Genomic DNA, 23,450 nt, shown 5'->3' with positions numbered 1-23,450 from the left:
GGCCGACAAGGATCAGTGACCTGGCGCTTCGAGCGGGACGGCCGGCGGTGCCGCCTTGTGCGGGGCTTCCGGATGCCAGCCGAGAACGGCGAGCAGCACGGCGAAGCCGACGACGTAGGCGAGCATCACATGCCAGCCCTGGCGCACCCAGTTCACCGCCGACTTGGCTTCCGGATACATGTTGGAGAGGGCGACGCCGGCCGACGAGCCGAACCACAGCATCGACCCGCCGAAGCCGACGGCATAGGCCAGGACGCCCCAGTCGTAGCCGCCCTGGCGCAGGGCCAGCGCGGTCAGCGGGATGTTGTCGAAGAGCGCGGAAATGAAGCCGAGCGTCAGCGCCGACTGCCAGGAGGCGGCCGGTAGCTCCTCGACCGGCATCATCGAGGCGCAAAGCACCAACGAGAGGAGGAAGATCGAGCCCTTGACGGTTTCCGGCAGCACTTCCCAGTCGTGGCGACGGACCGGGATGGTCAGGATGATGGCGGCCCAGACGGCGACGCCGATGAAGGGAAAATGCTCGGCCAGTTCCGGAACGCGCAGATTGATCGTGACATTGGTCGCCACGGCGAAAACCAGCATCAGGCCGACGATGAAGATGCGCCCCCAGTCGACGTGGGTGTGGGCATGGGAGTGTCTGATGATCGGCGAGTAGGCATGCTGCTGGCGGGCGGCGAAGTAGCCGACGATGAGCAGCGCGACGCCGGCCGCGACGTAGGCGTCGAGCACGGTGAGCGGGCTGACGCCGTCGATCCACATCATGGTCGTCGTCGTGTCGCCGACCACCGAGCCGGAACCGCCGGCGTTGGATGCCGCGACGATCGCCGCCAGGTAGCCGATGTGGACCTTCGCCTTGAACAGCTGGTGCGCCATCGCCCCGCCGATCAGCGCCGCGGCGATGTTGTCGAGGAAGCCGGAGATCACGAAGACCATGACCAGCAGCACGAAGCCGCCCTTCCAGTCATCCGGCAGGAACTTCGGCAGGATCACCGGTACGTGGCTCTTCTCGAAATGGCGGGCGAGCAGCGCGAAGCCGGTGAGCAGGCAGAACAGGTTGGTCAGCGTCACCCATTCATGCCCGAGATGGCCGACGAAGCCGGCCACCCCGGCGCCGGTCTTGAAGCCGGTGAAGAGGATCTTGTACAGGCTGATCGTCGCCAGCCCGGTCAGCGCCACGTAGAGCGTCGCATTGTGGAACAGCGCGACGCCGAGCAGGGTCAGCGCGAACAGGATGAAATCCACCGGGATGCCGGCCAGCGTCGGCAGGTTGCCGGCGGCGTGGGCGGTTGCGGGGAAGATCGAGAAACAGAGGACGAGCAGGGGCAACGAGCGAAACATGCGGGACTTTCGGAAGGTTTGGAAACTAATCTTCGTCGGCCATGTCCTTGCGGGGCACGGTCGCCGGGTCGGCAATGATAGCGCGGTAGATCTCGATGCGATCGCCCGCCTTCAGGGCGGCGTCGAGCTTGACCAGGCGCCCGAAGACACCGACCTTCTGGGTCGCCAGGTCGATGTGCGGGAACTGCTTGAGGATGCCCGAACGTTCGATCGCGTCGGTTACGGTCGACTCGTCCGGCACCTCGATATTCAGCCAGATCTGCTGGCCGGGTTCGGAATAGGCAACGCCAATCTGCATCTTCGTTCTCCTCAGGCGGCGACCGGCTCGGCCCGTGCCGCCGCGCGTTGTTCAAGGCGCCTCTCCATGACCCGCTTGCCGGCGAGCAGAAAGCCGAGGATGGCGAAGCCGCCCGGCGGCAGGATCATCAGCAGGGCGCCGCCGTAGCCCGGCAGCTTCATTTCGAGGAAGGCGAAGGACGGCCCGAGCAGGTTGGAGGCCTGCGCGAACAGCGTGCCGGCGCCGAGGAATTCGCGGATCAGGCCGATCACCGTCAGGGCGCCGGTGAAGCCCAGCCCCATCGCCAGCCCGTCGACCGCCGACGCGACGACGCCGTTCTTGACGGCGAAGGCTTCGGCGCGCCCGAGGATGGCGCAATTGACGACGATCAGCGCGATGAACAGGCCAAGCACCTTGTAGAGGTCGTGCAGCCAGGCGTTCATCGCCATGTCGACGATTGTCACCAGCGTCGCGATCAGCACTACGAAGACCGGGATGCGCACCTGCGAGCTGACCGTATGGCGGATCAGCGAGACCAGGATGTTGGAGACGACCAGCACCGCCGTCGTCGCCAGCCCCATCCCGAGGCCGTTGGTGCCGCTGGTCGTCACCGCCATGGTCGGGCACATGGCCAGCAGTTGCGCGAACACCACGTTCTGCCCCCACAGCCCTTCCTTCATGATGCTGCCGTAGTTGTCGCTCATAATTGGCCTCCGAGAATTTCCTTGCGGTGTTCAGCGTAGAACTCCAGCCCGCCCTTGACCGCCTTGACCACGGCGCGCGGCGTGATGGTCGCACCGGCGAACTGGTCGAAGATGCCGCTATCCTTCTTGACCGCCCATTTTTCCGGACTCGGGTCGCCCAGCGAGCGACCGTCGAAGCCCTTCACCCACGGATCCTTCTTGACCTCGATCTTGTCGCCGAGGCCCGGCGTTTCGCTGTGCTTGAGGACGCGCACGCCGAGCGTCCGGCCGTCGCTGTCGACCGCCATCAGCACCTGGATGTCGCCCGCGTAGCCGCGCTCGGCGACCTTGAACAGCGCCGCCCTGACCTCGCCGCCCGAGCGGGCGCGGTAGATGGTCACGGTTTTGCCGCCTTTTTCGAGGTCGACCGTATCCGTCAGGAAATCGTTGTCGGCCATGCCCTGCGGCAGGACTTCCGACAGCGAGTCGCGCAGGTCCTTGGCCTCGGCGGCGGCAATCGCCTCGCCGGTCGCCGCCGAGGCCCAGGCCAGCGCCCCGCTGGCGAGCAGCGCGAAGGCGCCGAGCAGTAGCGGCTGGTAGCCCATCTTCTCGCGGAAGGCTTCGAAGTTCATCTCAGTTCCCCCTGCTTTCCGGAATATCGAGCGGCTTGCCCTTGCGGTCGCGGCCGAGGATGCGCGGCTTGACGAAGCGGTCGATGACCGGCGTCAGCGCGTTCATCAGCAGCACGGCGAAGGCCATGCCCTCGGGGTAGCCGCCGTAGCTGCGGATGACCCAGGTCAGCAGGCCGATACCGAGGCCGAAGACGATCTGCCCGGCCGCGGTGTTGGGCGAGGTCACGTAATCGGTGGCGATGAAGAAGGCGCCAAGCATCGCCGCCCCCGACAGCAAGTGGGCTGAAACGCTCAGGTAATGCGTCGGATCGACGGCGTGGCCGATGGCGGCGGGAATCGCCAGGCCGGCCAGCACGGCGACCGGCGTATGCCAGGTGATGACGCCGGCGAGCAGCAGGTAGAGCCCGCCGCCGAGGATCAGCAGCGACGCCGATTCGCCGAAGCTGCCGGCGCGCGTGCCGAGCCACGACAGCGCCGGGGCGCCGCCGCCGGCCAGCGAATGCAGCAGGTCGATGCCGCGCGACATCTCGGTCTTGGTGTAGCCGAGCAGCGAGGCGCTGGCCATCGCGTCCGGCTGCGGCAGGCTGGTCAGGAAAATGCGCAGGCCATCGATGAAGTCGGGCGCCGCCAGCGAGGTCAGCGGCAGCGGATGGACCCACTGCGTCAGCGGCACCGGGAAGGAGACGAGCAGCGCGACGCGCGCCACCATCGCCGGGTTGAAGACGTTCTGCCCGACGCCGCCGAAAACCTGCTTGCCGATAACGATGGCGATGAAGCTGCCGACCACCGCTACCCACCACGGCGCCCACGGCGGCAGCGTCAGCGCCAGCAGCCAGCCGGTGAGCGCCGCTGAGCCGTCGAACAGCGTGCGCCGGATGCGGGTGACGCCCATCAGCTTCAGCGACAGCGCCTCGAAACCGAGGCAGGAGAGGATGGTCAGAAGCCACAGGAAGAAGGACGGCCAGCCGAACAGCCAGAAGCCGTAGAGCGTGGCCGGCGCCAGCGCCAGCTGGACGCGCAGCATGGTGCGGATCACCGAGTTGCCGCCGTGGGCGTGGGGGGAGGCGACCGGCTGGGCGGTCAGGGTGGCCGGGGTCATGCGGTGGCTCCTTTCGGGGTTGGCTGAACCGCAGGGTTTTGGGCAAGCGCTGGCTTCCGCGCCTGACGCGCGGGAGGTCTTTTCTGATGCGTCGGGTTCCGCCGTTGATCGGCGGGCGTACTTTCTTTTGTGTGGCCAAAAAAAAGTAGCCAAAGAAAAAGCCCCCCCTGGGTCGGTGCCCGGCTGCGCCGGGTTCCCTGCGCTACTCGACGCTGGCGGGGGCTGCGGAACTCGCCCCTGCGGGGCTCAGACAGTCCTCGCCCTTTATCCGCCAGCGCCTGCGTTGCTCGGCACCTCTCAAGGGGCCCGAAGAACCGGAGGGAGTGTTGCGGTCGACGGGCAAAAATGGCCGTTTTTCTGGGTCGACCGCAGCAGGCAGAGCGGTTGTGCCGCGACGCCTTTCCGGGTCCCCATGTGGAGCGCCGAGCAACGCAGACGGGCCGGGGGTAGTCGGCGAGGACTGTCTGAGGGGCAACGCCCCGAGTTCCGCAGCCGCCCGGCCCGTCGAGTAGCGCAGGGGAGTCGGCAACGCCGACCGCGCAACCTGGGGTCGCCTTTTCTTTGGCTACTTTCTTTTGGCGAAGCAAAAGAAAGTACGCCCGCCGGCAGGCGGAAAGCCGCGCATCAAAAGAAGTCAATACCCTCATGCCACCTCCCCAGCCGAAGCAGGCGCCGCAGAAGCCGCCGCCTTGGCCGCTGCCGCTGCCTCCCGCTCGGCCTTCCGCCTGGCCGCCGCCTCGGCCTTCTCCCGCGCCTCGCGCTCCAGCCTTTCCTGCCGCTGCAACGCGAGCTTCTTGGTCGCCTCGGTGCGCAATTTGGCGCGGTCCTGCGCTGCCAGTTCGCCCTTGGCATGGACGAAATACTGGACCAGCGGAATCTTCGACGGGCAGACGTAGGCGCAGCAGCCGCAGGCAATGCAGTCCTTGAGCCCGATGTCGATGGCTTCGCCGTAGGCCTCGTTGCGGATGCGCGCGCTCATTTCCAGCGGCAGCAGTCCCATCGGGCAGGCCTTGACGCAGGAACCGCAGCGGATGCAGGGGTTCGGCTCCTGCTCGGCCACTTCCGCCGTATCGAAGGCAAGGATGCCGCTGGTGCCCTTGACCACCGGCACGCGCCAGTGGGGAATCTGCAGGCCCATCATCGGGCCGCCCATGACCCGGCGGGCGAGGCCGATGCCATCGCCCTTGAGGCCACCGGCGAAGGCGATGACTTCCTCGGCCAGGGTGCCGACGCGCACCTCGATGTTGCCCGGCGCGGCGGCGCAATTACCGTTGACCGTGACCAGCCGCGCGATCAGCGGCTTGCCCTCGCGGATCGCCGCGCGTACGGCGAGCGCCGTACCGACGTTGTGGACCACCACGCCGACATCGAAGGCCCGTCCGTCGGCCGGCACTTCGTGCCCGGTCAACACCTGGATCAGCTGCTTCTCGGAACCCATCGGGTAACGCGCCGGCACCGGCCGGATCTGCACGGTGTCGCAGCCGGCGACGGCCGCCTGCATGGCGGCGATGGCTTCCGGCTTGTTGTCCTCGATGCCGACCAGCGCCACGCCGGCGCCGGTGGCGTGCAACATGATGCGGATGCCGTCGACGATGTCGGCCGCGCGGTCGCGCATCAGGCGGTCGTCGCAGGAGAGATAGGGTTCGCACTCGCCGCCGTTGATGACCAGCGTCGTCACCTTGGCCTTGGCCGCGCCGTTCAGCTTGACTGCCGAGGGAAATGCCGCGCCGCCGAGGCCGACGACGCCGGCAGCCGCAACCCGCAGGCCGACCTCGGCCGGCGCCAGCGCGAAGGGATCGTCGCAGCCGTACAGTTCGCACCACTCGTCGGCGCCGTCGGCGTCGAGGATGATCGCCGGCAGCGTGAGGCCGGAGGGATGCGGCGCAGTGATTTCGGTGACGGCGGCAATCGTGCCCGAGGTCGGCGCGTGGATGGGCGCCGAGACCATGCCCTGCGCCTCGGCGATCAGCTCGCCCTTCCTGACCTTCTGGCCGACCAGCACGACGGCCCGCGCCGGGCCGCCGAGATGCTGCTGCAACGGCAGGTAGAGCCGGGCCGGCACCGGCATGACACGCACCGGCTGATCGGCGGCCGGCCGCTTGCGGTCGTCCGGATGTACCCCCCAGTCGTCGGCCAGGAAGTGTTTGAAGAGGTTCATGAATCCCATGTCTTATCCTCGTCTGCCCAGGGTCACGCCAACGCCGGCCTGGGCATGACCCAGTGCTGCAGGGTGACCGGCACCGGCTTCATGACCAGCGCCTCGGTCGGGCATTTTTCGACGCAGCTCGAACAGCCGGTGCAGGCCTCGCGAAAGACGTTATGCACCTGCTTGGCGGCACCGATGATGGCGTCGGTCGGGCACACCTTGCTGCAGCGGCAGCAGCCGATGCACAGCTCCTCGGCGACGACGGCGATCTTCGGGCCGTCGTCGGCCATCGCCGAGAGATCGACGGTCAGGCCGAGCTTGGCGGCGATCGCCGCGGCCAGCGTCTTGCCGCCCGGCGGGCAGCAGGTCGGCGCCGCGCTGCCGTCGGCAATCGCGCTCGCCGCGCCCGAGCAACCGGGGAAGCCGCACTGCCCGCAGTTGGAGCCGGGCATCATGGCGATCAGTTCGTCGACCAGCGGATTGCCCTCGACCGCGAGGAACTTGTTGGCGACGCCGAGGATGATGCCGAGGGCGGCACCGAGGAGGGTCAGGCTGAGGATGGCAGCGATCATTGGTCGTGTTCTCCCTTAAACGTTCAGACCGGAAAAGCCCATGAAGGCCAGGGCCAGCAGGCTGATGGTGACGAAGGCAACCGGCGCCCCGGCGAAGGCGGCCGGCACGCGGGCCAGCGCGACGCGCTCGCGCAGCCCGGCGAAGATCAGCAGCACGATGGTGAAGCCGAGCGCCGAGCCGAAACCGTAGAGCAGGCTCTTGAACAGGCTGAACTTCTGCTCGACGTTGAGCAGCGCGACGCCGAGCACGGCGCAGTTGGTGGTGATCAGCGGCAGGTAGATGCCGAGCGACTGGTAGAGGCCGGGGCTGGATTTCTTGATGAACATCTCGGTGAATTGCACCACCGCGGCGATGACCAGGATGAAGGTCAGGATGCGCAGGTAGCCCAGGCCGAGCGGCTGCAGCAGCCAGTTGTCGAGCATCCACGAGGCGCCGGCCGCCAGCGTGATGACGAAGGTGGTCGCCAGCCCCATGCCGAAAGCGCTGTCGACGCTCTTCGACACCCCCATCACCGGGCACAGGCCGAGGAACTTGATCAGCACCACGTTGTTGACCAGGGCGGTGGAGAGTAGCAGGAGGATGAATTCGCTCATGGCTGTCGGATTCCAGTTTTTCCGACAGCTGCGATGCACAAGCCGTGCCAAAACCGGCAATCGCCCGCAATCCCGCGCCGATGCACGCTTCTGCGGTCGACGCACCAAAACAGGGCAAAACTGCGCCGCTGCGAATGTCGCAAACCCGACAGGATTTTCGTCGCATTTGCCGCGCCAGCCTGACATCTGGCCGCCAAGCCGCGGCCCGCGGCGCAAAGGCACGGAAGCTGCTAGAACTAGTTAATTCGCACTAACCCGAATCAACCCGACGCATTCGCCAGGAGCCCACCATGCCGGCTGCAACCCGTGCCCAACAGCCCCCCGTTCAGCAGAAGACGGAACTGCCGCCCGAGGTCTATCGCCAGGCGGTCGACCAGGCCGACCTGGCCATTTCGATCACCGATCCCAAGGCCAACATCCTGTTCGCCAACGACGCCTTCACCCGCGTCACCGGCTACGCGCAGGGCGAAATCGTCGGCCGCAACGAGTCGACCCTGTCCAACCACACGACGCCGCCCGCGCTCTACCAGGAAATGTGGACCGAGCTGGCGGCGCAGCGGCCGTGGCACGGCAGGCTGCTCAACCGGCGCAAGGACGGCGAGCTCTACCTGGCCGAACTGACCATCTCGCCGGTCGTCGACGCGGCGGGGCGGACGACGCATTTCCTCGGCATGCACCGCGACATCACCGAGCTCCACCGCCTGGAGCGCCAGGTGCGCAACCAGAAGATGCTGATCGAATCGGTGATCGACGCCGCGCCGGTGGCCTTCGCCCTGCTCGACCAGAGCGGCCGCGTGATCCTCGACAACCAGGAATACAAGAAGCTGGTCAGCGACCTGCACGCCAAGGAGCCGGCCCACACGCTGCTCGACAGCCTGTCGCCGCACTGGCGCCAGGCGCTCGCCGAAGACCCCGAACGCTGCAGCTTCGCCAGCCGCGAATCGCGCATCGACCGCGCCGCCGGTCGCCCGCGCTGGCTGTCGGTCAGCGCCTCGGCGATCGACATGCACAGCGACTGCGCCGACAGCTATTTCTGCGCCGCCGGCCAGCCCGGGTTGCTGCTGGTGATCACCGACGTCAGTTCGCTGCGCGAGGAACAGGAGCGCGCGCGCGCTGCCGCCCTGCAGGCCGTGCTGGCTGACGAGGAGCGCACCGCCGCCATCCGCGAGGGCCTCTCGGCGGCCATCTTCCGCCTCGAGGAGCCGATGAACGTCATGGCCTCGGCCGCTTCGGTGCTGCAGCGGCGCGACCCGGCCAGCGCCGGCGTCCTGCAGCAGGCGCTGGCGGCCAGCCGCGAGCACATGGAATCGCTGCGCCAGGTGATCCCGCAGAGCCCGCAGGAGATCGTCGTCCGCATCAACCTCAACGAAATCCTGCGCGACGTGCTGGAAATCTGCACGCCACGCCTGCTCGCCGCCGGCGTCGTCGTCGACTGGCAACCGGCCGCCACGCTGCCGCCGATCATCGGCCGCCCGCTGCAACTGCGCATGCTGTTCAAGGCGCTGGTCGACAACGCCATCGAGGCGATGAACGTCAAGGGCTGGAAGCGCCGCGAACTGAGCCTGACCAGCATCGTCGACCACGACTGCATCGTGGTTGCGGTCGTCGACTCCGGCCCCGGCATCCCGCCCGAATGGCGGCACAAGGCCTTCGAGCCTTTCTTCACGGCCAAGAACGGCAGCGGCCGCCACATCGGCACCGGCCTGTCGCGCGCCCAGCAGGTGGTCGCCGACCACGGCGGCATCATCGACCTGGAGGAAAGCCCGAGCGGCGGCTGCGCGGCGATCGTCGAATTCCGTCTCGACGGCGACCCGATCTGAGGCCAGGCGCACCCGAGAACAGCATGCACGAACACATCATCCATTCCGCCGACGACTGTCCGCCCCCCGGCGGCTACTGCCGGACGCACGAACTCAACCTCCTGCTGCTCGCCGCGCTCTACGCGGTCAGCCGTGTCCTCAGCCGCTCGCTCGACTTCAACGGCACGCTGCGCGACGTCCTGCGCGTGCTGCACGACGAGGCCGGCCTGACACGCGGCCTGATCGCCGTCGTCGACGCCGAGAGCGGCAAGCTCAACATCCACACCATCTACACCCCGGACGGCCCGATCCAGGACGACGCCCAGTACGGCCCCGGCGAAGGCGTCATCGGCCTGGTCCTGGAAAAGCCGCGCACCATCAAGCTGGAACGCGCCGCCGACGAGCCGCGCTTCCTCAACCGGCAACAGGTCTATGATCCCGAACTGCCCTTCGTCGCGGTGCCGATCAAGGTCGGCGGCGACCTCAAGGGCGTCCTCGCCGTCCAGCCCGAAGCGCCCGAGGACGGCCTGCTCGAGGAGCGTGCCCAGTTCGTCGAGATGGTCGCCAACCTGATCGGCCAGAGCCTGCGCCTGTCGATGGAAGTCGCGCAGGAGAAGTCGTCGCTGCTCGAGGAACGCGACCTGCTGCGGCGCACCGTCCGCCACCAGTTCGGCTTCGACAGCATGGTCGGGCGCTCGGCGGTGATGCGCCGCGTCTTCGAGCAGGCGCGTCTGGTCGCCAAGTGGAACACCACCGTGCTGATCCGCGGCGAAACCGGCACCGGCAAGGAACTGATCGCCAACGCCATCCACTACAATTCGCCGCGCGCGCGCAACGCGATGGTGCGCCTCAACTGCGCGGCATTGCCCGAGAACCTGCTCGAATCCGAACTCTTCGGCCACGAGCGCGGCGCCTTCACCGGCGCCGTCGAATCGCGCAAGGGCCGCTTCGAGCAGGCGCACGGCGGCACGCTGTTCCTCGACGAAATCGGCGAAGTGTCGGCGCCCTTCCAGGCCAAGCTGCTGCGTATCCTGCAGGAAGGCGAATTCGAGCGCGTCGGCGGCAGCAAGACGATCAAGGTCGACGTCCGCATCATCGCCGCCACCCACCGCGACCTCGAAACCGCCGTCGACATGGGCGATTTCCGCGAGGATCTCTTCTACCGCCTGAACGTCATGCCGCTCTTCCTGCCGCCGCTGCGCGAGCGGATCGAGGACATTCCGGAAATCGCCCGCCACCTGCTGACCAAGATCGGCAACGACCAGAAACGCAAGCTGAGCCTGACCGACATGGCGCAGCGCCGACTGGCCAGTCACGACTGGCCGGGCAACGTGCGCGAGCTGGAAAACTGCCTCGAACGCGCCGCCGTACTGTCCGAGGATGGCAAGATCGACGTCGACCTGATCCGCTTCCCGAGCAGCCGCGAACGCACCCCGCCGCGCCCGCAGCGCGGCCTGGCGGCACCGGTTGCGGTCAACCCCGTTTCCGGGCCGATTTCCGAGGCGGTCGATATCGACGACCCCAACCTCTCGGAAAAGGAGCGCGTCATCGCCGCGCTCGAGCAGGCCGGCTGGGTCCAGGCCAAGGCCGCCCGCATCCTCGGCATGACCCCGCGCCAGATCGCCTACCGCATCCAGACGCTGAATATCGAGGTCAAGCAGTTCTGAACAGCGTGGCCAATTTTGGCCGATGGGACAACCGTGGGTTTTTCCGAACCGCAGGCTAATCAAGGCGTCCTGTCGGGATTGGAGAATGCAGTCGGGCAGCGACTCTTGGATCTAACCCGCGCTCGGCTGCTTCGATTTTTGATCCATTAGGCCGGCAAGTTCAACGGAAAGGCTGTCAAAGGGGAAAGTTTGACCAACTGAGCGGATTTGAAATCACGGCAGCCATGGGCGTGATTTCAATTTTGGCCGTTTTTCCCGGCTGACCGCAGCAAGCAGCCCTCAGCTTCGGTGACCGTCGTTTCCAGTCCGAGCAGGCTTTCCGCCAAGCCGTTCATATTCAACCGTGCCTTTAGTTTCGCTGCCAGCAAATAAAGCCCGCCCAGCTTGCGATGCAGGAAGAGCGCGTCGGCCGGCGGCGTGTGCCAGAAGTCGCGATCCATGCCGAGTACCATACCGGCGTCGCGGATACGTACGCCGAGGTCGGATGTCCCAAAATCGTATTCGCCCATGTGGCCGAGGGGTTCGCAAGCCAGCGCAAAAATGTCGAGGACGGCCTCGCGCTGGCCTTCCTTGATGTCCTGCTGAAAATAGCCGATGGCCATGGCTGCCTCGTTCATGCCCAGCCGGTCGTGACGCATGGCGCAGTTCATCAGTCGCCGATAACTGTCGACCATCGCCACCGGATAGGCGCGGGTAGCGCCGAAGTCGAGCAGGATGATCTGTTGTGATTCTGCCGCATAGCGATAGTTGGCAAAGTTCGGGTCGGTCTGGATCAGCCGGAATTCGAAGATTTCGCGAAACAGCAGGCGAAATAGCAGGCTCACAATGCGATCGCGTTCGCCCTGGGGCAGGTGAATCAAGGTCTCTACCGCATCGCCGTCTAGGCGGGTCATGACCAGGATGTTTTCCGTCGTCAGATCGTCGTGCATTTCCGGCACCATGAACTCGCCGGCATCGGCCAGCAGGCTGGAGAACTGCATCATGCAGGCCCCTTCGCGGCGGTAGTCGGCCTCGTCGTGGAGCTGCTTTTTCGCTTCGTCGAGCAGCGGCTTGATGTCCAGAGACTTCGGTAGCAAGCCGGAAACGCGGAGCAAGGTAGCAACGTTGTCGACATCGCTGTCGATGCTGCGGCGGATGCCGGGGTACTGGATTTTGACGGCGACTTTTCGTCCATCCTTGCGTTGCCCAAAATGCACCTGGCCAATCGAGGCCGCCGCCATCGGGGTAAAGGAGAAACGCTCGAAATGCCGATCCCAGCCTTCTCCCCAGTTGGCGTTGAGGGTGCTGACAACCTGGCTCATCGGCATCGGGATGGCATCGGCGCGCAGTCGGGAGAGGATTTCGGCCAGTTCCGGGGGCAACAGTTCGCCGGCATCCATCGACAGCAACTGCCCGACTTTCATCGCCGCCCCGCGCAATTGCGCCAGTTGGTCGGCCAAGCGGCGGGCGTTGGCCGGCGTGAGCAGCAGTTGATGCATTTGCGGCCGCTTGCCCCGGGCAAACTGCCGCGCCCCTTCGGCCAGCATGCTGCCGGCCACCCCGCCGGCCAGCGAACCCAGCCGGGCCAGGCGCGACCAGCGACCGTCGGGAACGGCCGACGACTTGGTTACCCGCTCAACGGCCATGTGGCTTTTCATTTGCCGGCTTCCATTTTTGTGCTTCATCCAGCGTTTCCGCTTCGTTCAGCGGATAGGCGTCGGCGACATAGGCCGGTCCTTTCATCATCATGATGATGAAGGCGGCAATGCCGACGGTGAATACAACCGTCCAGTGCAGGATGACCAGACTGATGACATAAATGTCCGTAGTGGTGACCGCCAGCGCTTCATCCGTGCCGGCGAGCAGCCGGACCAGTAGCGACGGGATGGCGAGCAGCAGCGAGCCGAGCAGGAATGCCCGGGGGAGTCGGCGGAGGACGACACGTTCCTTCCCGGCCGGTGTGCGGGTAAAACCGGGCAGGCGATTGAACAGGTTCATGGCGCGACCTCCATGCAAATCACGAAGTTAAACGCAGGATGCAAAAACACCGGCCACCAGACAGATGACGGCGACGCTGCTCAGGCGCAGGCGGAGCGGCAGGTACCAGCCCGGCAGTCTCGCCTGCCGGGCCAGCCGCAGGTCTTGCAGGTAGTGGGCGATAAAGCCGAAGACCAGCAGTGGCGCGGCCAGCGGTGGCGATAAGAGGACGGCCGGCCAGGCGATCAGGGCCGGCACGACGCTCCACGTGAACCACGCCGAGCGCTGGCGTTCGCTCAGTTCGGGCAGGCTCATCGCCAGTCCCCAGTGCAGGGCGCCGATGAAACTGAGGATGATCGCTCCGTAGGCGTAGAGCGCATCGCTCCATACCGCGCCATGGTGGTAGTCGAGCAGGCTGGCCGGCGCCAGCGCCAGAAAGGGGAGCAGGCCGCCGTAGCCGAGCCAGGCGACGGTGCGGGGCAGCGCGACAGGATTTTCTTCAGCCATGATGCACCTCACTTGACCAGGGGGCGGATGCTGGAAAAACCGCCATCGAGCGACCAGACCTGTCCGGTGACGCGGGCGGCCGCGTCGGAAAGCAGCCAGACCATCAGCTCGGCCAGTTCGTCCGGCGAGCCGATGCCCGGCAGCGGGTACTGGCGGGCGGCACCTTCGCGGGCGGCGGGGCTGGCAATGACCCCCGCCGAGGCCGGCGTTTCCATGATGCCGGGCGCCACAGCATTGATCCGGATGGCGTTGGCGGCATAGGTTGCGGCAGCGCCGCGGACCATGCCTTCCAGCCCGGCCTTGGCGGCGGCGACGGCTTCGTGGTTGGGGGTGCCGATGCGCGCAGCGGCGGATGAGACCAGCACGGCGGCACCGGGGCTGCGGGCCTCGCGCAGGGCGCCGACGAAGGCGGCCAGCGTGTGGAAGGTGCTGATCAGATTGGCGCTCAGGCAATCGTTGAAATCCGCTTCGCTCATGCGGTGCATGGCGCCCAGGCGAATATTGCCGACGCAATGGGCCAGCGCGGTGGGCTGCATCCGGTGATCCCTGGCCGCCTGCAGAATCTGGCGGGCGCCGGCCGGCGTCGAGCAATCGGCGACCACCTGCAGGTGCTGGTCACCGAAGGCTGCCGCCAGGTGCTCTGCCCGGCGGCTGGTGACGATCAGTTGCCAACCCCGGGCAGCAAGTCGAGCCACCATGGCCCGCCCGACACCGCCCGAGGCGCCGGTGACGATTGCCGATCTGGTCATGTCGTTTCCTCGGTTACTTTCATTTCGTCCAGAACGAAATTCATCTGGTTGAACATTTAAGGGCTGATGAGCAAATTATTGTGGTTGCTTTCCATTTTTGTCTAGGACAAAATAAAGTCAATCCAGTTCTCAAAAATTCCCCGAGTCGCGTTCCGAAAGCCTGCCCATGTCGTCTCTTCGCCCTGCCCTCCTCGCCCTGCTCTTCGCCCTGACCCTGGCCGCCTGCGCGACTGCGCCTCCTGACGGCGTGCGGCCGGTCACGTCGTTCGACATCAATCGCTACCTCGGCCAGTGGTACGAAATCGCCCGGCTCGACCATTCGTTCGAGCGCGGCATGAGCGACGTCAATGCCACCTACCAGTTGCAGGGAGACGGCAGCGTCAAGGTCATCAACCGCGGTTACGACACGCAGCGCCAGGCGTGGAAGGAAGCCGTCGGCCGCGCGGTGTTCATCGGCGACAGCAATACCGCGTCGCTGAAGGTGTCATTCTTCGGCCCGTTCTACGGTGGTTATCACGTCATTGCGCTCGATCAACAGAACTATCGCTGGTCGCTCGTCGCCGGTCCGGACCGCGACTATTTGTGGATTCTCGCCCGTGACAGGACGCTGCCGGCCGAGGTTCGCGAACAGCTGCTCGCTCAGGCGCAGGCGCTTGGCTTTGCCACCGACAAGCTGATCTGGGTCGAGCACAAGCGGAACGACACGAATTGACCCGGCCGGTATTCCTGAATGCGCGCCCGGAAAAAATGCGATCTGCCGAGCAAAATCTGCCTTTGCTGCGGTCGACCGTATTTTTGGTGCAAAAAATGGGCGACGGTTTGGGCAGAAGTTAAGTATTGCTCCGAGCGCTGCCGGCGCAATCGCCAGGAAAAGTCATGACCACGCTGCGCCTGATCCTCGGCGACCAGCTCAATCCGGAACACAGCTGGTTTGCGGCGCCCGACGACGCGGTGCTCTACGTGCTGATGGAGATCCGCCAGGAAACCGATTACGTCCTGCACCACGCCCAGAAAATCATCGCCATCTTCGCCGCCATGCGCGACTTCGCCCGACAGCTACGCCTTGCGGGCCATCGTGTGCATTACTTGGCGATTGACGACCCGGCCAACCGCCAATCGCTGGCGGCCAATCTGGATGCGCTGATCGCCGACTATTCGGCCAATGCCTTCGAGTACCAGGCGCCCGACGAATGGCGGCTCGACCAGCAACTCGCCGAGTACACCCGCCAGCTCGGCATCCCCGGCCGGATGGCCGATAGCGAGCACTTCTACAGCCGCCGCGACGAAGCTGCACAGCTTTTTGCCGGGCGCCAGCAATGGCTGATGGAGCATTTCTACCGCCAGATGCGCATGCGCCACGGCGTGCTGATGGCCGGCCCGGGCAAGCCGCTGGGCGGCCAGTGGAATTTCGATCACGACAACCGCAAGCCCTGGCCCGGCCTGCCGCGCGAACCGGCCGACTGGCGTGGTGAACACGATCATTCGGCGCTCTGGCAGAGCATCCAGCTGGCCGGTGTGGCCAGTTTCGGCGAGCCGAGTGCGCAGCATTTTCGCTGGCCGCTGAACCGGGCCGAAGCCTTGCAGCAGCTGGACGATTTCATCGCCGAAGCGCTACCGCATTTCGGCGATTTCCAGGACGCGCTGACCTTTCGCGCCTGGCGGCTTTTCTATTCGCTGCTCTCCTTCGCGTTGAACACGAAGATGCTCAATCCGCGCGAGGTCGTTGCCAAGGCGGCCGCGGATTATGAATCCGGGCGCGTACCGCTGGCGGCGGCGGAAGGTTTCATCCGACAGATACTCGGCTGGCGCGAGTACGTGCGCGGTGTCTATTGGGCCAACATGCCCGGCTACGAAATGCAGAATCATTTCGATCACCAGCGGCCGCTGCCCGCCTGGTTCTGGACCGGCCAAACCAGAATGCGGTGCCTGGCGCACGCCATCGGCCAATCGCTGGAACATGCCTACGCCCACCATATCCAGCGCCTGATGGTCATCGGCAATTTCGCGCTGCTCGCCGGACTGAATCCGGCCGCCGTGCATGGCTGGTATCTCGGCGTTTATATCGACGCCTTCGAATGGGTCGAGCTGCCCAACACCGTCGGCATGAGCCAGTTCGCCGACGGCGGCAAGCTGGCGACCAAGCCCTACGTGTCGAGCGCTGCCTACATCGACCGCATGAGCGATTACTGCAAGGGCTGTCATTACGACAAAAAGGCGCGTGTCGGCGAGCGCGCCTGCCCTTTCAATGCGCTGTACTGGGATTTTTTCGCCCGCAACAGCCAACGTTTGTCGAGCAACCCAAGGCTGGGCATGGTCTATCGTCAACTCGCCGGAATGAGTCCGGCAGCCCTGGATGTCACGCAGGCCAGAGCGGATGAAATTCGGGCCGGAATCGAGGATTTGTAGGGGCGCTTCACCCTCACTCGTCGAACGCATGAATGAAATCCCGCAGCCGCGGGTAGATCTGGCGCTGCCAGCGCTTGCCGTTGAACACGCCGTAATGGCCGACGGTGGCCTGCAGGTGGTGCTGCTTGCGGTATGGCGCCAGCTTGCTGCACAGATCGTGGGCGGCGAGGGTCTGGCCGATCGAGCAAATATCGTCGCGCTCGCCTTCGACGGTGAATAGCGCGGTGCGGCGGATCAGTTCCGGGCGCACCAGGCGGCCCTTATATTCGAGCTTGCCCTTCGGCAGGTGGTATTCCTGGAAGACCTTGCGCACCGTCTGCAGGTAGAACTCGGCGGGCAGGTCCATCATCGCCAGGTATTCGTCGTAGAACTCCTTGATGCCGACCGCGCTCGCCGTCTCGCCGGCTGCATAGTGCGCGTACATCTTGCGGAACGATTCCTTGTGGCGGTCGAGGTTCATGCTCATGAAGGCCGAAATCTGCAGGAAGCCGGGGTAGACCTTGCGCAGGGCGCCCTTGTAGCGCAGCGGGACGGTGCCGATCAGGTTCTTCTCGAACCATTCGATGGGCTTGTCGGTGGCCAGGCGGTTGACCTCGGTCGGGTTGATCCGGCAGTCGATCGGCCCGGCCATCAGCGTCATGCTGCGCGGCTGGTGCGGGTGATTCTCCTCGGCCATCACCGCGACCGCGGCCAGGGTCGGCACCGTCGGCTGGCAGACGGCGACCAGATGGGTATGCGGGCCGAGCCAGTCGACGAAGGCGATGATGTGCCCAATGAAGGCATCGAGGTCGAAAGGGCCGGCGGAAAGCGGTATGTCGCGCACGTTGTGCCAGTCGGTGACGTAGACATCGTGGTCGCGCAGCAGGGTTTCCACCGTGCCGCGCAGCAGCGTCGCGAAGTGGCCGGAAGCCGGCGCCACCAGCAGCACCTTGGGTTCGCCTTCGGGTGCGTTTTCCTTGCGGAAGCGTTGCAGGGTGCAGAAGGGCGTCGCGTACACCGCCTCCTCGCTCACCGCCACGATGCCGTTTTCGGTTTCCACCTTGTCGATGCCGAAGGGCGGGCGGGCGTGGGTCAGCCCGGCCAGCGCCAGCACCTCGCAGGCGGCGGCGGCCTTGCGCAGGCCCTTGCTCTCGGGGAACCAGAACAGGCTGTGATGCAGCCACGGCGCCAGGTGGCGGGCCACCGTGCGCATCGGCGTCGTGAGGTCTGCCAGGGCCTGGTAGGCCTGGTAATGCAATGCAGGGCTGAACGCGGTCATGGTCATGTTTCCGGCAAGTGGGCGACAGCCGATACAAGCAAAGCGCATGCCGCCGGCGGCCAGTCCACTGGCATGTGCCTTGCTAAGAAACAGCCACGCAGCGCGCCCTCGCAGCGCCTTTCCCTTTTTGTGGAGACCGAATCCGATGCCCGTCGCAACCCTTACCCTGAGCAGCAAGAATTACTCGTCCTGGTCGCTGCGCGGCTGGCTGATGGCCCGCCTGGCCGGCATCGACTTCGTCGAGGAAATGGTCGAAGCCGACGACGCCAGCGCCCGCGCCGAACTGCTGCTGCTCGCCCCCTCGGTGCGCGTGCCGCGCCTGACGCACGGCGACATTTCGGTGTGGGACACCCTGGCGATCGGCGAATATCTCAACGAAATCAAGCCCAAGGCCGGGCTGCTGCCGGCCGATGCCGCCGCCCGCGCACACTGCCGCTCGGTGTGCGGCGAGATGCATTCCGGCTTCAGCGCCCTGCGCTCGGCGCTGCCGATGAACCTCAAGGCGCGCTTCCCCAAATTCACCGTCTGGTCGCGCGCCAAGGGCGACATCGAGCGCGTCGCCGAGATCTGGAACGACTGCCTGCAGCGCTACGGCGGCCCGTTCCTGTTCGGCAAGAAACCTACCCTGGCCGACGCCATGTACGCGCCGGTCGCCACTCGCTTCGTGACCTACGACGTCGCCCTCGACGAAGCCTGTGCCGCCTATTGCCAGACCATCATGGCGCTGCCGGCAATGCAGGAATGGATAGACGCCGCCAAGGGCGAGCCGGACGACATCGAGGAACTGGAAATGGAGTTCTGAGGCACCGACGGCACCCGGAAAGTCGCACCATGTTGAAGCGGCGTGCTCGCCACCGGTGCATGGCGGCGACGCTGCCCGCGGGCTTCCTGCGAGACATGCGGCGAACGCCAGGGCAAACCCCGGTTGTCGCATAGCCGACAATGCCTCAATCGGACAAGCCACTGAATTCATTGAATTAACACCTGGCACTACCCTTGCAACAGGCTAGCCATCGACAAGGAGAACAGCATGCCAAGACCGAAGAAACACGTACTCGTCTGCGTCCAGGGCCGCCCCCAGGGCCACCCGCGCGGTTCCTGCCAGGAAAAGGGCTGCGGCCAGACCTGGCAAGCGTTTTCGGACGAATTCACCACCCGCAACCTGTGGGCGTCCGGCTTCCAGCTCACCAACACCGGCTGCCTCGGCCCCTGCCACCTCGGCCCGAGCGTGCTGGTGTACCCGGAAGGCGTCATGTACACCGGCGTCAAGCCGGAAGACGTGGCGACGATCATTGACGAGCACCTGCTCTTCGACCAACCGGTCGAGCGCCTCAAGGCGCCGGCCGACGTCTGGGTCTGAGATCATGGAAACCGTCAGATACGAGATCGGCGACATGGTCTTCGCCGCCGAGGACATCCTCAACGATGGCGGCATGCCCGGCATCGAGGATGAGGAAGGCCTGATCGCCGCCGCCGGCACGCGCGGGGTGATCGTCCATTACGGCGTCGCCGAGATGGACGAAAGCCGGGAAATCTACTTGGTGCAGTTCGAGAATGGCCCCGACGGCAGCCTTGGCCACCCGGTCGGCTGCCTGCCGGAAGAGCTGACCCAGGATGTTGCGGTCGACGCCTGAAAAATGGCAAAAATCGGCATCTTCTTCGGCACCGACACCGGCCGCACGCGGCTGGTCGCCAAGCAGATCGCCAGGAAACTGGGTGATGCTGCCGACGCTCCGGTCAATATCGGCCGCGCCACGCTCGAGCAGTTCCTTGCCTATGAGGCCCTGATCCTCGGCAGCCCGACACTCGGCGACGGCGAACTGCCGGGGCAGTCGACCGGTCTGGCCCAGCCGAGCTGGGAGGAATTCCTGCCGCAGCTGGCCGCCGTCGACCTTTCCGGCAAGGTCGTCGCCATCTTCGGCCTCGGCGACCAGAAGAAATACCCGGACGAATTCGTCGACGCCATCGGCATCATCCACTACGCCCTGGTTGCGCGTGGCGCCCGCCCGATCGGCTACTGGCCGACCGCCGGCTACGAATTCAACGCCTCGCAAGCCGTCGACGGCGAGCTCTTCCTCGGCCTCGCCCTCGACCAGATCAACCAGCCGGTATTGACCGAAGAACGGCTCGACGCCTGGCTGGCGCAAATCCGACCGGAGCTGATGCCATGAACGCCAACCCCTGGGCCGCCCCCAAATCCCGCGAAATCCGCCGCGTCCTCGTATCGCTCGACGAGCGCATCGCCCAGGCCTGCGACATCGTGCCCGACGACGGTGCCGACCCGCATATCGTCACGTTGCGCCACGCCGAGCTCGACAAGCTGCGCGCCCATGTCTACCTGCACGGGCAGCGCACCGGCACCTACGGCATCTTCTACGAATACCCGCATCCGGTGCCCGGCATCCTCGAGTCCGAGGAAAACCTGCCGCTGCCGCAGGTGCTGGCCAGCCTGGCCATGCATTTCGACGCCTGAGGCGCACGCCCGCCCGCTACATGCCGCAACCGCGCGCCAAGCGGCCGAGCGCCCGAATGTCATTGAGGCGCGGCGCCGTTTGCCGCACTATAGCGGGCATCGAACCGCCGCCCGTGAGCCCGCCGTGAACCCGATCACCGCCCCTTCGCCACCAACGATCATCGCCGCCGTGCGCGGCGGTGCCGGTGTCGACGACCTCGTCGCCGGTTTCGCCCTCGCGCTGATCGAACGCGGCTGGCGCGTGCGCGGCCTGATCCAGGAAATGCGCCAGACCGGCAACGGCTGCAGCGTCTCGCTGGTGGACCTCGACGACGGCACGCTCTATCCGATCACCCAGGACCTCGGCAGCTGCTCCGAGTCGTGCCGCGTCGACCCCGCCGGCATCGCCGACGCCACCGCCGTCATGCGGCGCATCGCCACCGAAGGCGCCGACCTCGCCATCTTCAACCGCTTCGCCGGCCTCGAGGCGATCGGCCAGGGCTTCGCCGCCGAAATGCTCGGCATCATGGCCCTCGGCATCCCGGTCCTTACCACCGTTCCCGAAAAGCACGCCGACGCCTGGCAAACCTTCACCGGCGGACTGTTCACCGAACTGGAGCCGAAGCTGGAAGCGCTCGAGAACTGGTTCGTCGAGGCCCGCCGGGCGCTGCCGGCGGACCGCGACCGCTAGGCGCCCGGGCGCTTCAGGCCGGCACCCCGAGAATCACGTTGCTGGCCTTGATCAAGGCGCTGGCCGGGGCGCCTGCCTTGAGGCCGAGTTCGAGCACCGCCTCGTTGGTGACCACCGCATGCACCATGGTGCCGCCGGGCAGCGTGATTGCCACCTCGGTATTGACCGCCCCCTTGCGAATCTCGCTGACGGTGCCGGCGAGCTGGTTGCGGGCGGAAAATTTCACGTCCGCCGTACCGGAAAGCAGCATCACCCAGGGCGCCTTGACGTAGGCGACGGCTTCCTTGCCGACGGCGAGGCCGAGCGCCTTGACGCTGCCTTCCGTCACGATTGCGACAATTTTGTCGCCGCCGGGCAGGGTGAGTTCGATTTCGGCGTTGACCGCGCCATCGACCAATGTGGTGATTTTGCCCTTGAATACGTTGCGTGCGCTGACCTTCATGCTGTTCTCCTTGTCGGGTTGAGGTGCCTGGCCCGGTTCTCGCTATATACAAAACTAAGTAACGAATTATTGTCGGGTTGCCCACAATCTAACGCCAACCGTCTGGTCAATTCAACCATAACGCCTTAGAAAATCTTGAATATTCGCCCACGCCCAACCTAGGTTATAGTCATCGCTATATAAATAAACATATCACGAAGCCATGGATACGAGCCTGCACCGCCTGCGCGGCAAACTTGAAGTCGATAGCGAGTTCGGCACCTTTCTCGGTGACACCCGCATCCGCCTGCTGGAGGCGATCGAGGCGCATGGTTCAATCTCGCGGGCAGCAAAAGCCGTGCCGCTGTCCTACAAGGCGGCCTGGGATGCGGTCGATGCGATGAACAACCTGGCCGACCAGCCGCTGGTGTTGCGCTCGACCGGGGGCCGCAACGGCGGCGGCACGCAGCTCACCGAACACGGGCGCAAGGTCGTCGCGCTCTACCGGGCACTCGAAGCCGAATACCAGGCCGCGCTCGACCGCCTGATGGACAGCATGAACGACGGCCAGGCCAGCGATTTCCGCCAGTTCCAGCAGCTGCTCAGGCGCATGTCGATGAAGACCAGCGCGCGCAACCAGTTCGCCGGCCACATCGTCGGCCTGCGCGAAGGGCACGTCGATTACGAGGTGCGCATCCGGCTCGACGACGAGAACGAGATCGTCGCCGTCATCACCATCGATTCGGCCGAAAACCTGGGGCTGACCATCGGCATGGAGATCAACGCGCTGGTCAAGTCGTCGTCGGTGCTGCTGCTCGACGACCCGACGGTGAGAACCAGCGCGCGCAACCAGCTGTGGGGCGAGATCACGCGCATCCACGACGGCCCGGTCAATGCCGAAATCACGCTGAGCCTGAAGAGCGGCAAGTCGGTCTGCGCCGTCGTCACCCACGACAGCGTCGAGCGCCTCGGACTGGCGGTCGGCGGGCAGGCCTGCGCCGTGTTCAAGGCCTCGGCCGTCATCCTTTGCAAATACGCCTGAGCGGAGTCCCCAGCATGAAAAAAGCCCTGATTTGCCTGTTGACCGCAACCGTCGCCACGCTGACCCACGCCGACGAGGTACAGGTCGCCGTCGCCGCCAACTTCACCGGCCCGATGCAGGTCATCGCCCCGCTCTTCGAACGCGATACCGGGCACAAGGCCGTCCTGTCCTACGGCGCCACCGGCAAGTTCTACGCGCAGGTGGTCAACGGCGCGCCCTTCGAAGTCCTGCTCGCCGCCGACGACGAGACGCCGGCGCGGCTGGTCAGGGAGGGCCACGGCGTCGCCGGCAGCGCCTTCACCTACGCCATCGGCACGCTGGTGCTGTGGTCGGCCAATCCCGACCTGGTCGACGCCCGGGGCGAGATCCTGAAAAAAGGCGGCTTCCGGCACCTGGCCATCGCCAACCCGAAGACCGCCCCCTACGGTGCCGCCGCGCTGCAGGCGATGGGCAAGCTCGGCGTCGCCGAGAGCCTGAAGCCGCTGTTCGTCCAGGGCGAGAACATTTCGCAGACCCAGCAATTCGTCGCCACCGGCGCCGCTGAACTGGGCTTCATCGCCTACTCGCAGGTCATCAAGAACGGCCGGATCGGCACAGGTTCGGGCTGGATCGTGCCGGGCCAGCTGCACGAGCCGATCCGCCAGGATGCGGTGATCCTCGCCAAAGGCAGGGACAAGGTGGCGGCGCTGGCGCTGATGGCCTACCTGAAGGGCGACAAGGCGAAGGGCGTCATCCGGTCGTTCGGCTACGAATTGCCGCAACCATGAGCCCGCGGTCCCACCTCCACCCCGGCCGCACCCCGCCGCGGGCGGCGGCCAGCCCGGTCGACTGGCGCCGCCACTTGCCCGCGCGCTGGGCCGCCATGGTCGTCGAAGCGCTGGACTTCACCCGCCACGTCGAATACGAGATGCCGGCCTGGCGCGTCCTCGGCCGCGATGCCGACGGGGCGCTGTGCTTCTACGCCCACGATTACGTGCTGACCGAGGGGCGCTCCGACAACGACGAGGATTTCTACACCGTCGTCACCGCTGGCGAAGCGGTGCGCGGCTGGCGGTTGTGCGACGACCGCTGGCTGATCTATCGCCAGCTGCGCGGCGACGACGAACGCATCCCGACCCGCCCGTTCTACAGCCTTTCCGACCGTCCGCCCCGCTGACCGCC

The 23,450-nt window shown here is 65.9% G+C and carries 28 protein-coding genes; 14 read left to right on the top strand and 14 right to left on the bottom strand.

Annotation, left to right across the window (positions count from 1 at the left end; genetic code table 11):
* Window positions 1-12 precede the first annotated feature (12 nt).
* The 8 genes from GH660_RS06850 to rsxA form a co-directional block, all read right to left on the bottom strand.
* A complete protein-coding gene (locus GH660_RS06850; protein WP_228276392.1) occupies window positions 13-1,338 on the bottom strand; it encodes a citrate transporter in 1,326 nt (441 codons plus the stop codon).
* 25 nt (window positions 1,339-1,363) lie between these two features.
* Entirely contained in the window at window positions 1,364-1,636 is a 273-nt protein-coding gene (locus GH660_RS06845) for an RnfH family protein (protein WP_153145901.1), read from the bottom strand.
* A gap of 11 nt (window positions 1,637-1,647) precedes the next feature.
* On the bottom strand, window positions 1,648-2,319 hold the full coding sequence (locus GH660_RS06840; protein WP_153145900.1) for an electron transport complex subunit E: 672 nt from the start codon (window positions 2,317-2,319) through the stop codon (window positions 1,648-1,650).
* On the bottom strand, window positions 2,316-2,930 hold the full coding sequence (locus GH660_RS06835) for an RnfABCDGE type electron transport complex subunit G (RefSeq protein ID WP_153145899.1): 615 nt from the start codon (window positions 2,928-2,930) through the stop codon (window positions 2,316-2,318). The genes GH660_RS06840 and GH660_RS06835 overlap by 4 nt, the downstream gene beginning before the upstream one ends.
* 1 nt (window position 2,931) lies before the next feature.
* Window positions 2,932-4,029 (bottom strand): RnfABCDGE type electron transport complex subunit D, encoded by a 1,098-nt coding sequence (locus tag GH660_RS06830; RefSeq protein WP_153145898.1) that lies wholly within the window; start codon window positions 4,027-4,029, stop codon window positions 2,932-2,934.
* 643 nt (window positions 4,030-4,672) lie between these two features.
* Complete coding sequence (rsxC, locus tag GH660_RS06825; protein WP_153145897.1) at window positions 4,673-6,196, bottom strand: electron transport complex subunit RsxC; 1,524 nt, start codon at window positions 6,194-6,196, stop codon at window positions 4,673-4,675.
* Window positions 6,197-6,219: 23 nt separating this feature from the next.
* On the bottom strand, window positions 6,220-6,747 hold the full coding sequence (locus GH660_RS06820; protein WP_153145896.1) for an RnfABCDGE type electron transport complex subunit B: 528 nt from the start codon (window positions 6,745-6,747) through the stop codon (window positions 6,220-6,222).
* A 15-nt stretch (window positions 6,748-6,762) separates the two neighbouring features.
* Window positions 6,763-7,341, bottom strand: a complete 579-nt coding sequence (rsxA, locus tag GH660_RS06815; RefSeq protein ID WP_153145895.1) for an electron transport complex subunit RsxA — start codon at window positions 7,339-7,341, stop codon at window positions 6,763-6,765.
* A gap of 290 nt (window positions 7,342-7,631) precedes the next feature.
* On the opposite strand from rsxA, the gene nifL reads away from it, so the two are divergent.
* Window positions 7,632-9,161, top strand: a complete 1,530-nt coding sequence (nifL, locus tag GH660_RS06810) for a nitrogen fixation negative regulator NifL (RefSeq protein WP_153145894.1) — start codon at window positions 7,632-7,634, stop codon at window positions 9,159-9,161.
* 23 nt (window positions 9,162-9,184) lie between these two features.
* Window positions 9,185-10,807, top strand: coding sequence for a nif-specific transcriptional activator NifA (gene nifA / locus GH660_RS06805; RefSeq protein WP_153145893.1), 1,623 nt, complete (start codon window positions 9,185-9,187; stop codon window positions 10,805-10,807).
* Between the two features lie 236 nt (window positions 10,808-11,043).
* Here nifA and GH660_RS06800 read toward each other — a convergent pair whose 3' ends face one another.
* The 4 genes from GH660_RS06800 to GH660_RS06785 all read right to left on the bottom strand — a co-directional run bounded on the left by GH660_RS06800 (window position 11,044) and on the right by GH660_RS06785 (window position 14,019).
* The gene (locus GH660_RS06800; RefSeq protein WP_228276391.1) at window positions 11,044-12,333 is read right to left on the bottom strand and encodes an AarF/ABC1/UbiB kinase family protein; all 1,290 of its coding nucleotides are present in this window, start codon (window positions 12,331-12,333) and stop codon (window positions 11,044-11,046) included.
* An 88-nt stretch (window positions 12,334-12,421) separates the two neighbouring features.
* Window positions 12,422-12,784 (bottom strand): hypothetical protein, encoded by a 363-nt coding sequence (locus GH660_RS06795; RefSeq protein WP_153145892.1) that lies wholly within the window; start codon window positions 12,782-12,784, stop codon window positions 12,422-12,424.
* Window positions 12,785-12,811: 27 nt separating this feature from the next.
* A complete protein-coding gene (locus GH660_RS06790; protein ID WP_153145891.1) occupies window positions 12,812-13,270 on the bottom strand; it encodes a DUF3429 domain-containing protein in 459 nt (152 codons plus the stop codon).
* Window positions 13,271-13,278: 8 nt separating this feature from the next.
* Window positions 13,279-14,019 (bottom strand): SDR family NAD(P)-dependent oxidoreductase, encoded by a 741-nt coding sequence (locus tag GH660_RS06785; protein ID WP_153145890.1) that lies wholly within the window; start codon window positions 14,017-14,019, stop codon window positions 13,279-13,281.
* 166 nt (window positions 14,020-14,185) lie between these two features.
* Between GH660_RS06785 and GH660_RS06780 the strand changes: the two genes are divergently transcribed.
* From GH660_RS06780 to GH660_RS06770, 3 genes are read left to right on the top strand one after another with little or no spacing between them, the layout of a single operon-like run.
* Window positions 14,186-14,731: a lipocalin family protein gene (locus GH660_RS06780; protein ID WP_153145889.1), complete on the top strand. Its 546-nt coding sequence runs from the start codon at window positions 14,186-14,188 to the stop codon at window positions 14,729-14,731.
* A gap of 18 nt (window positions 14,732-14,749) precedes the next feature.
* Window positions 14,750-14,899 (top strand): DUF2256 domain-containing protein, encoded by a 150-nt coding sequence (locus tag GH660_RS06775; RefSeq protein ID WP_153145888.1) that lies wholly within the window; start codon window positions 14,750-14,752, stop codon window positions 14,897-14,899.
* Entirely contained in the window at window positions 14,896-16,425 is a 1,530-nt protein-coding gene (locus tag GH660_RS06770) for a cryptochrome/photolyase family protein (protein WP_153145887.1), read from the top strand. Before GH660_RS06775 ends, GH660_RS06770 begins: the two co-directional genes overlap by 4 nt.
* A gap of 13 nt (window positions 16,426-16,438) precedes the next feature.
* Here the strand turns inward: GH660_RS06770 and GH660_RS06765 are convergent, their stop codons facing one another.
* Window positions 16,439-17,683 carry a polyhydroxyalkanoate depolymerase gene (locus tag GH660_RS06765; RefSeq protein ID WP_153145886.1) on the bottom strand — a complete coding sequence of 415 codons (1,245 nt, stop codon included), beginning with the start codon at window positions 17,681-17,683 and terminating at the stop codon, window positions 16,439-16,441.
* Window positions 17,684-17,828: 145 nt separating this feature from the next.
* Here GH660_RS06765 and GH660_RS06760 point away from each other — a divergent pair, with 145 nt between their 5' ends.
* From GH660_RS06760 to GH660_RS06740, 6 genes are all read left to right on the top strand, one after another.
* Window positions 17,829-18,485, top strand: coding sequence for a glutathione S-transferase family protein (locus GH660_RS06760; protein ID WP_153145885.1), 657 nt, complete (start codon window positions 17,829-17,831; stop codon window positions 18,483-18,485).
* 228 nt (window positions 18,486-18,713) lie between these two features.
* Entirely contained in the window at window positions 18,714-19,043 is a 330-nt protein-coding gene (locus GH660_RS06755; protein WP_153145884.1) for a ferredoxin, read from the top strand.
* A 4-nt stretch (window positions 19,044-19,047) separates the two neighbouring features.
* The gene (locus GH660_RS06750; RefSeq protein ID WP_153145883.1) at window positions 19,048-19,317 is read left to right on the top strand and encodes a nitrogen fixation protein NifZ; all 270 of its coding nucleotides are present in this window, start codon (window positions 19,048-19,050) and stop codon (window positions 19,315-19,317) included.
* Between the two features lie 3 nt (window positions 19,318-19,320).
* Window positions 19,321-19,854 carry a flavodoxin gene (locus GH660_RS06745; protein WP_153145882.1) on the top strand — a complete coding sequence of 178 codons (534 nt, stop codon included), beginning with the start codon at window positions 19,321-19,323 and terminating at the stop codon, window positions 19,852-19,854.
* The gene (locus GH660_RS17860) at window positions 19,851-20,156 is read left to right on the top strand and encodes a hypothetical protein (protein WP_194266244.1); all 306 of its coding nucleotides are present in this window, start codon (window positions 19,851-19,853) and stop codon (window positions 20,154-20,156) included. The genes GH660_RS06745 and GH660_RS17860 overlap by 4 nt, the downstream gene beginning before the upstream one ends.
* Window positions 20,157-20,280: 124 nt before the next feature.
* Window positions 20,281-20,826, top strand: coding sequence for a DUF2478 domain-containing protein (locus tag GH660_RS06740; RefSeq protein ID WP_194266243.1), 546 nt, complete (start codon window positions 20,281-20,283; stop codon window positions 20,824-20,826).
* A 13-nt stretch (window positions 20,827-20,839) separates the two neighbouring features.
* Here GH660_RS06740 and GH660_RS06735 read toward each other — a convergent pair whose 3' ends face one another.
* On the bottom strand, window positions 20,840-21,268 hold the full coding sequence (locus GH660_RS06735) for a molybdopterin-binding protein (RefSeq protein WP_153145880.1): 429 nt from the start codon (window positions 21,266-21,268) through the stop codon (window positions 20,840-20,842).
* Between the two features lie 202 nt (window positions 21,269-21,470).
* Between GH660_RS06735 and GH660_RS06730 the strand changes: the two genes are divergently transcribed.
* From GH660_RS06730 to GH660_RS06720, 3 genes are read left to right on the top strand one after another with little or no spacing between them, the layout of a single operon-like run.
* Complete coding sequence (locus GH660_RS06730) at window positions 21,471-22,289, top strand: TOBE domain-containing protein (RefSeq protein ID WP_153145879.1); 819 nt, start codon at window positions 21,471-21,473, stop codon at window positions 22,287-22,289.
* A gap of 14 nt (window positions 22,290-22,303) precedes the next feature.
* A complete protein-coding gene (gene modA / locus GH660_RS06725) occupies window positions 22,304-23,056 on the top strand; it encodes a molybdate ABC transporter substrate-binding protein (protein WP_153145878.1) in 753 nt (250 codons plus the stop codon).
* Window positions 23,053-23,445, top strand: a complete 393-nt coding sequence (locus GH660_RS06720) for a hypothetical protein (protein WP_153145877.1) — start codon at window positions 23,053-23,055, stop codon at window positions 23,443-23,445. Before modA ends, GH660_RS06720 begins: the two co-directional genes overlap by 4 nt.
* Window positions 23,446-23,450 lie beyond the last annotated feature (5 nt).

The sequence above is a fragment of the Dechloromonas sp. H13 genome (genome assembly GCF_009469615.1).
Classification (GTDB): domain Bacteria; phylum Pseudomonadota; class Gammaproteobacteria; order Burkholderiales; family Rhodocyclaceae; genus Azonexus.
The sequence above is the reverse complement of the archived record's forward strand: the minus strand, read 5'-3'. Positions and strand labels throughout refer to the sequence as shown.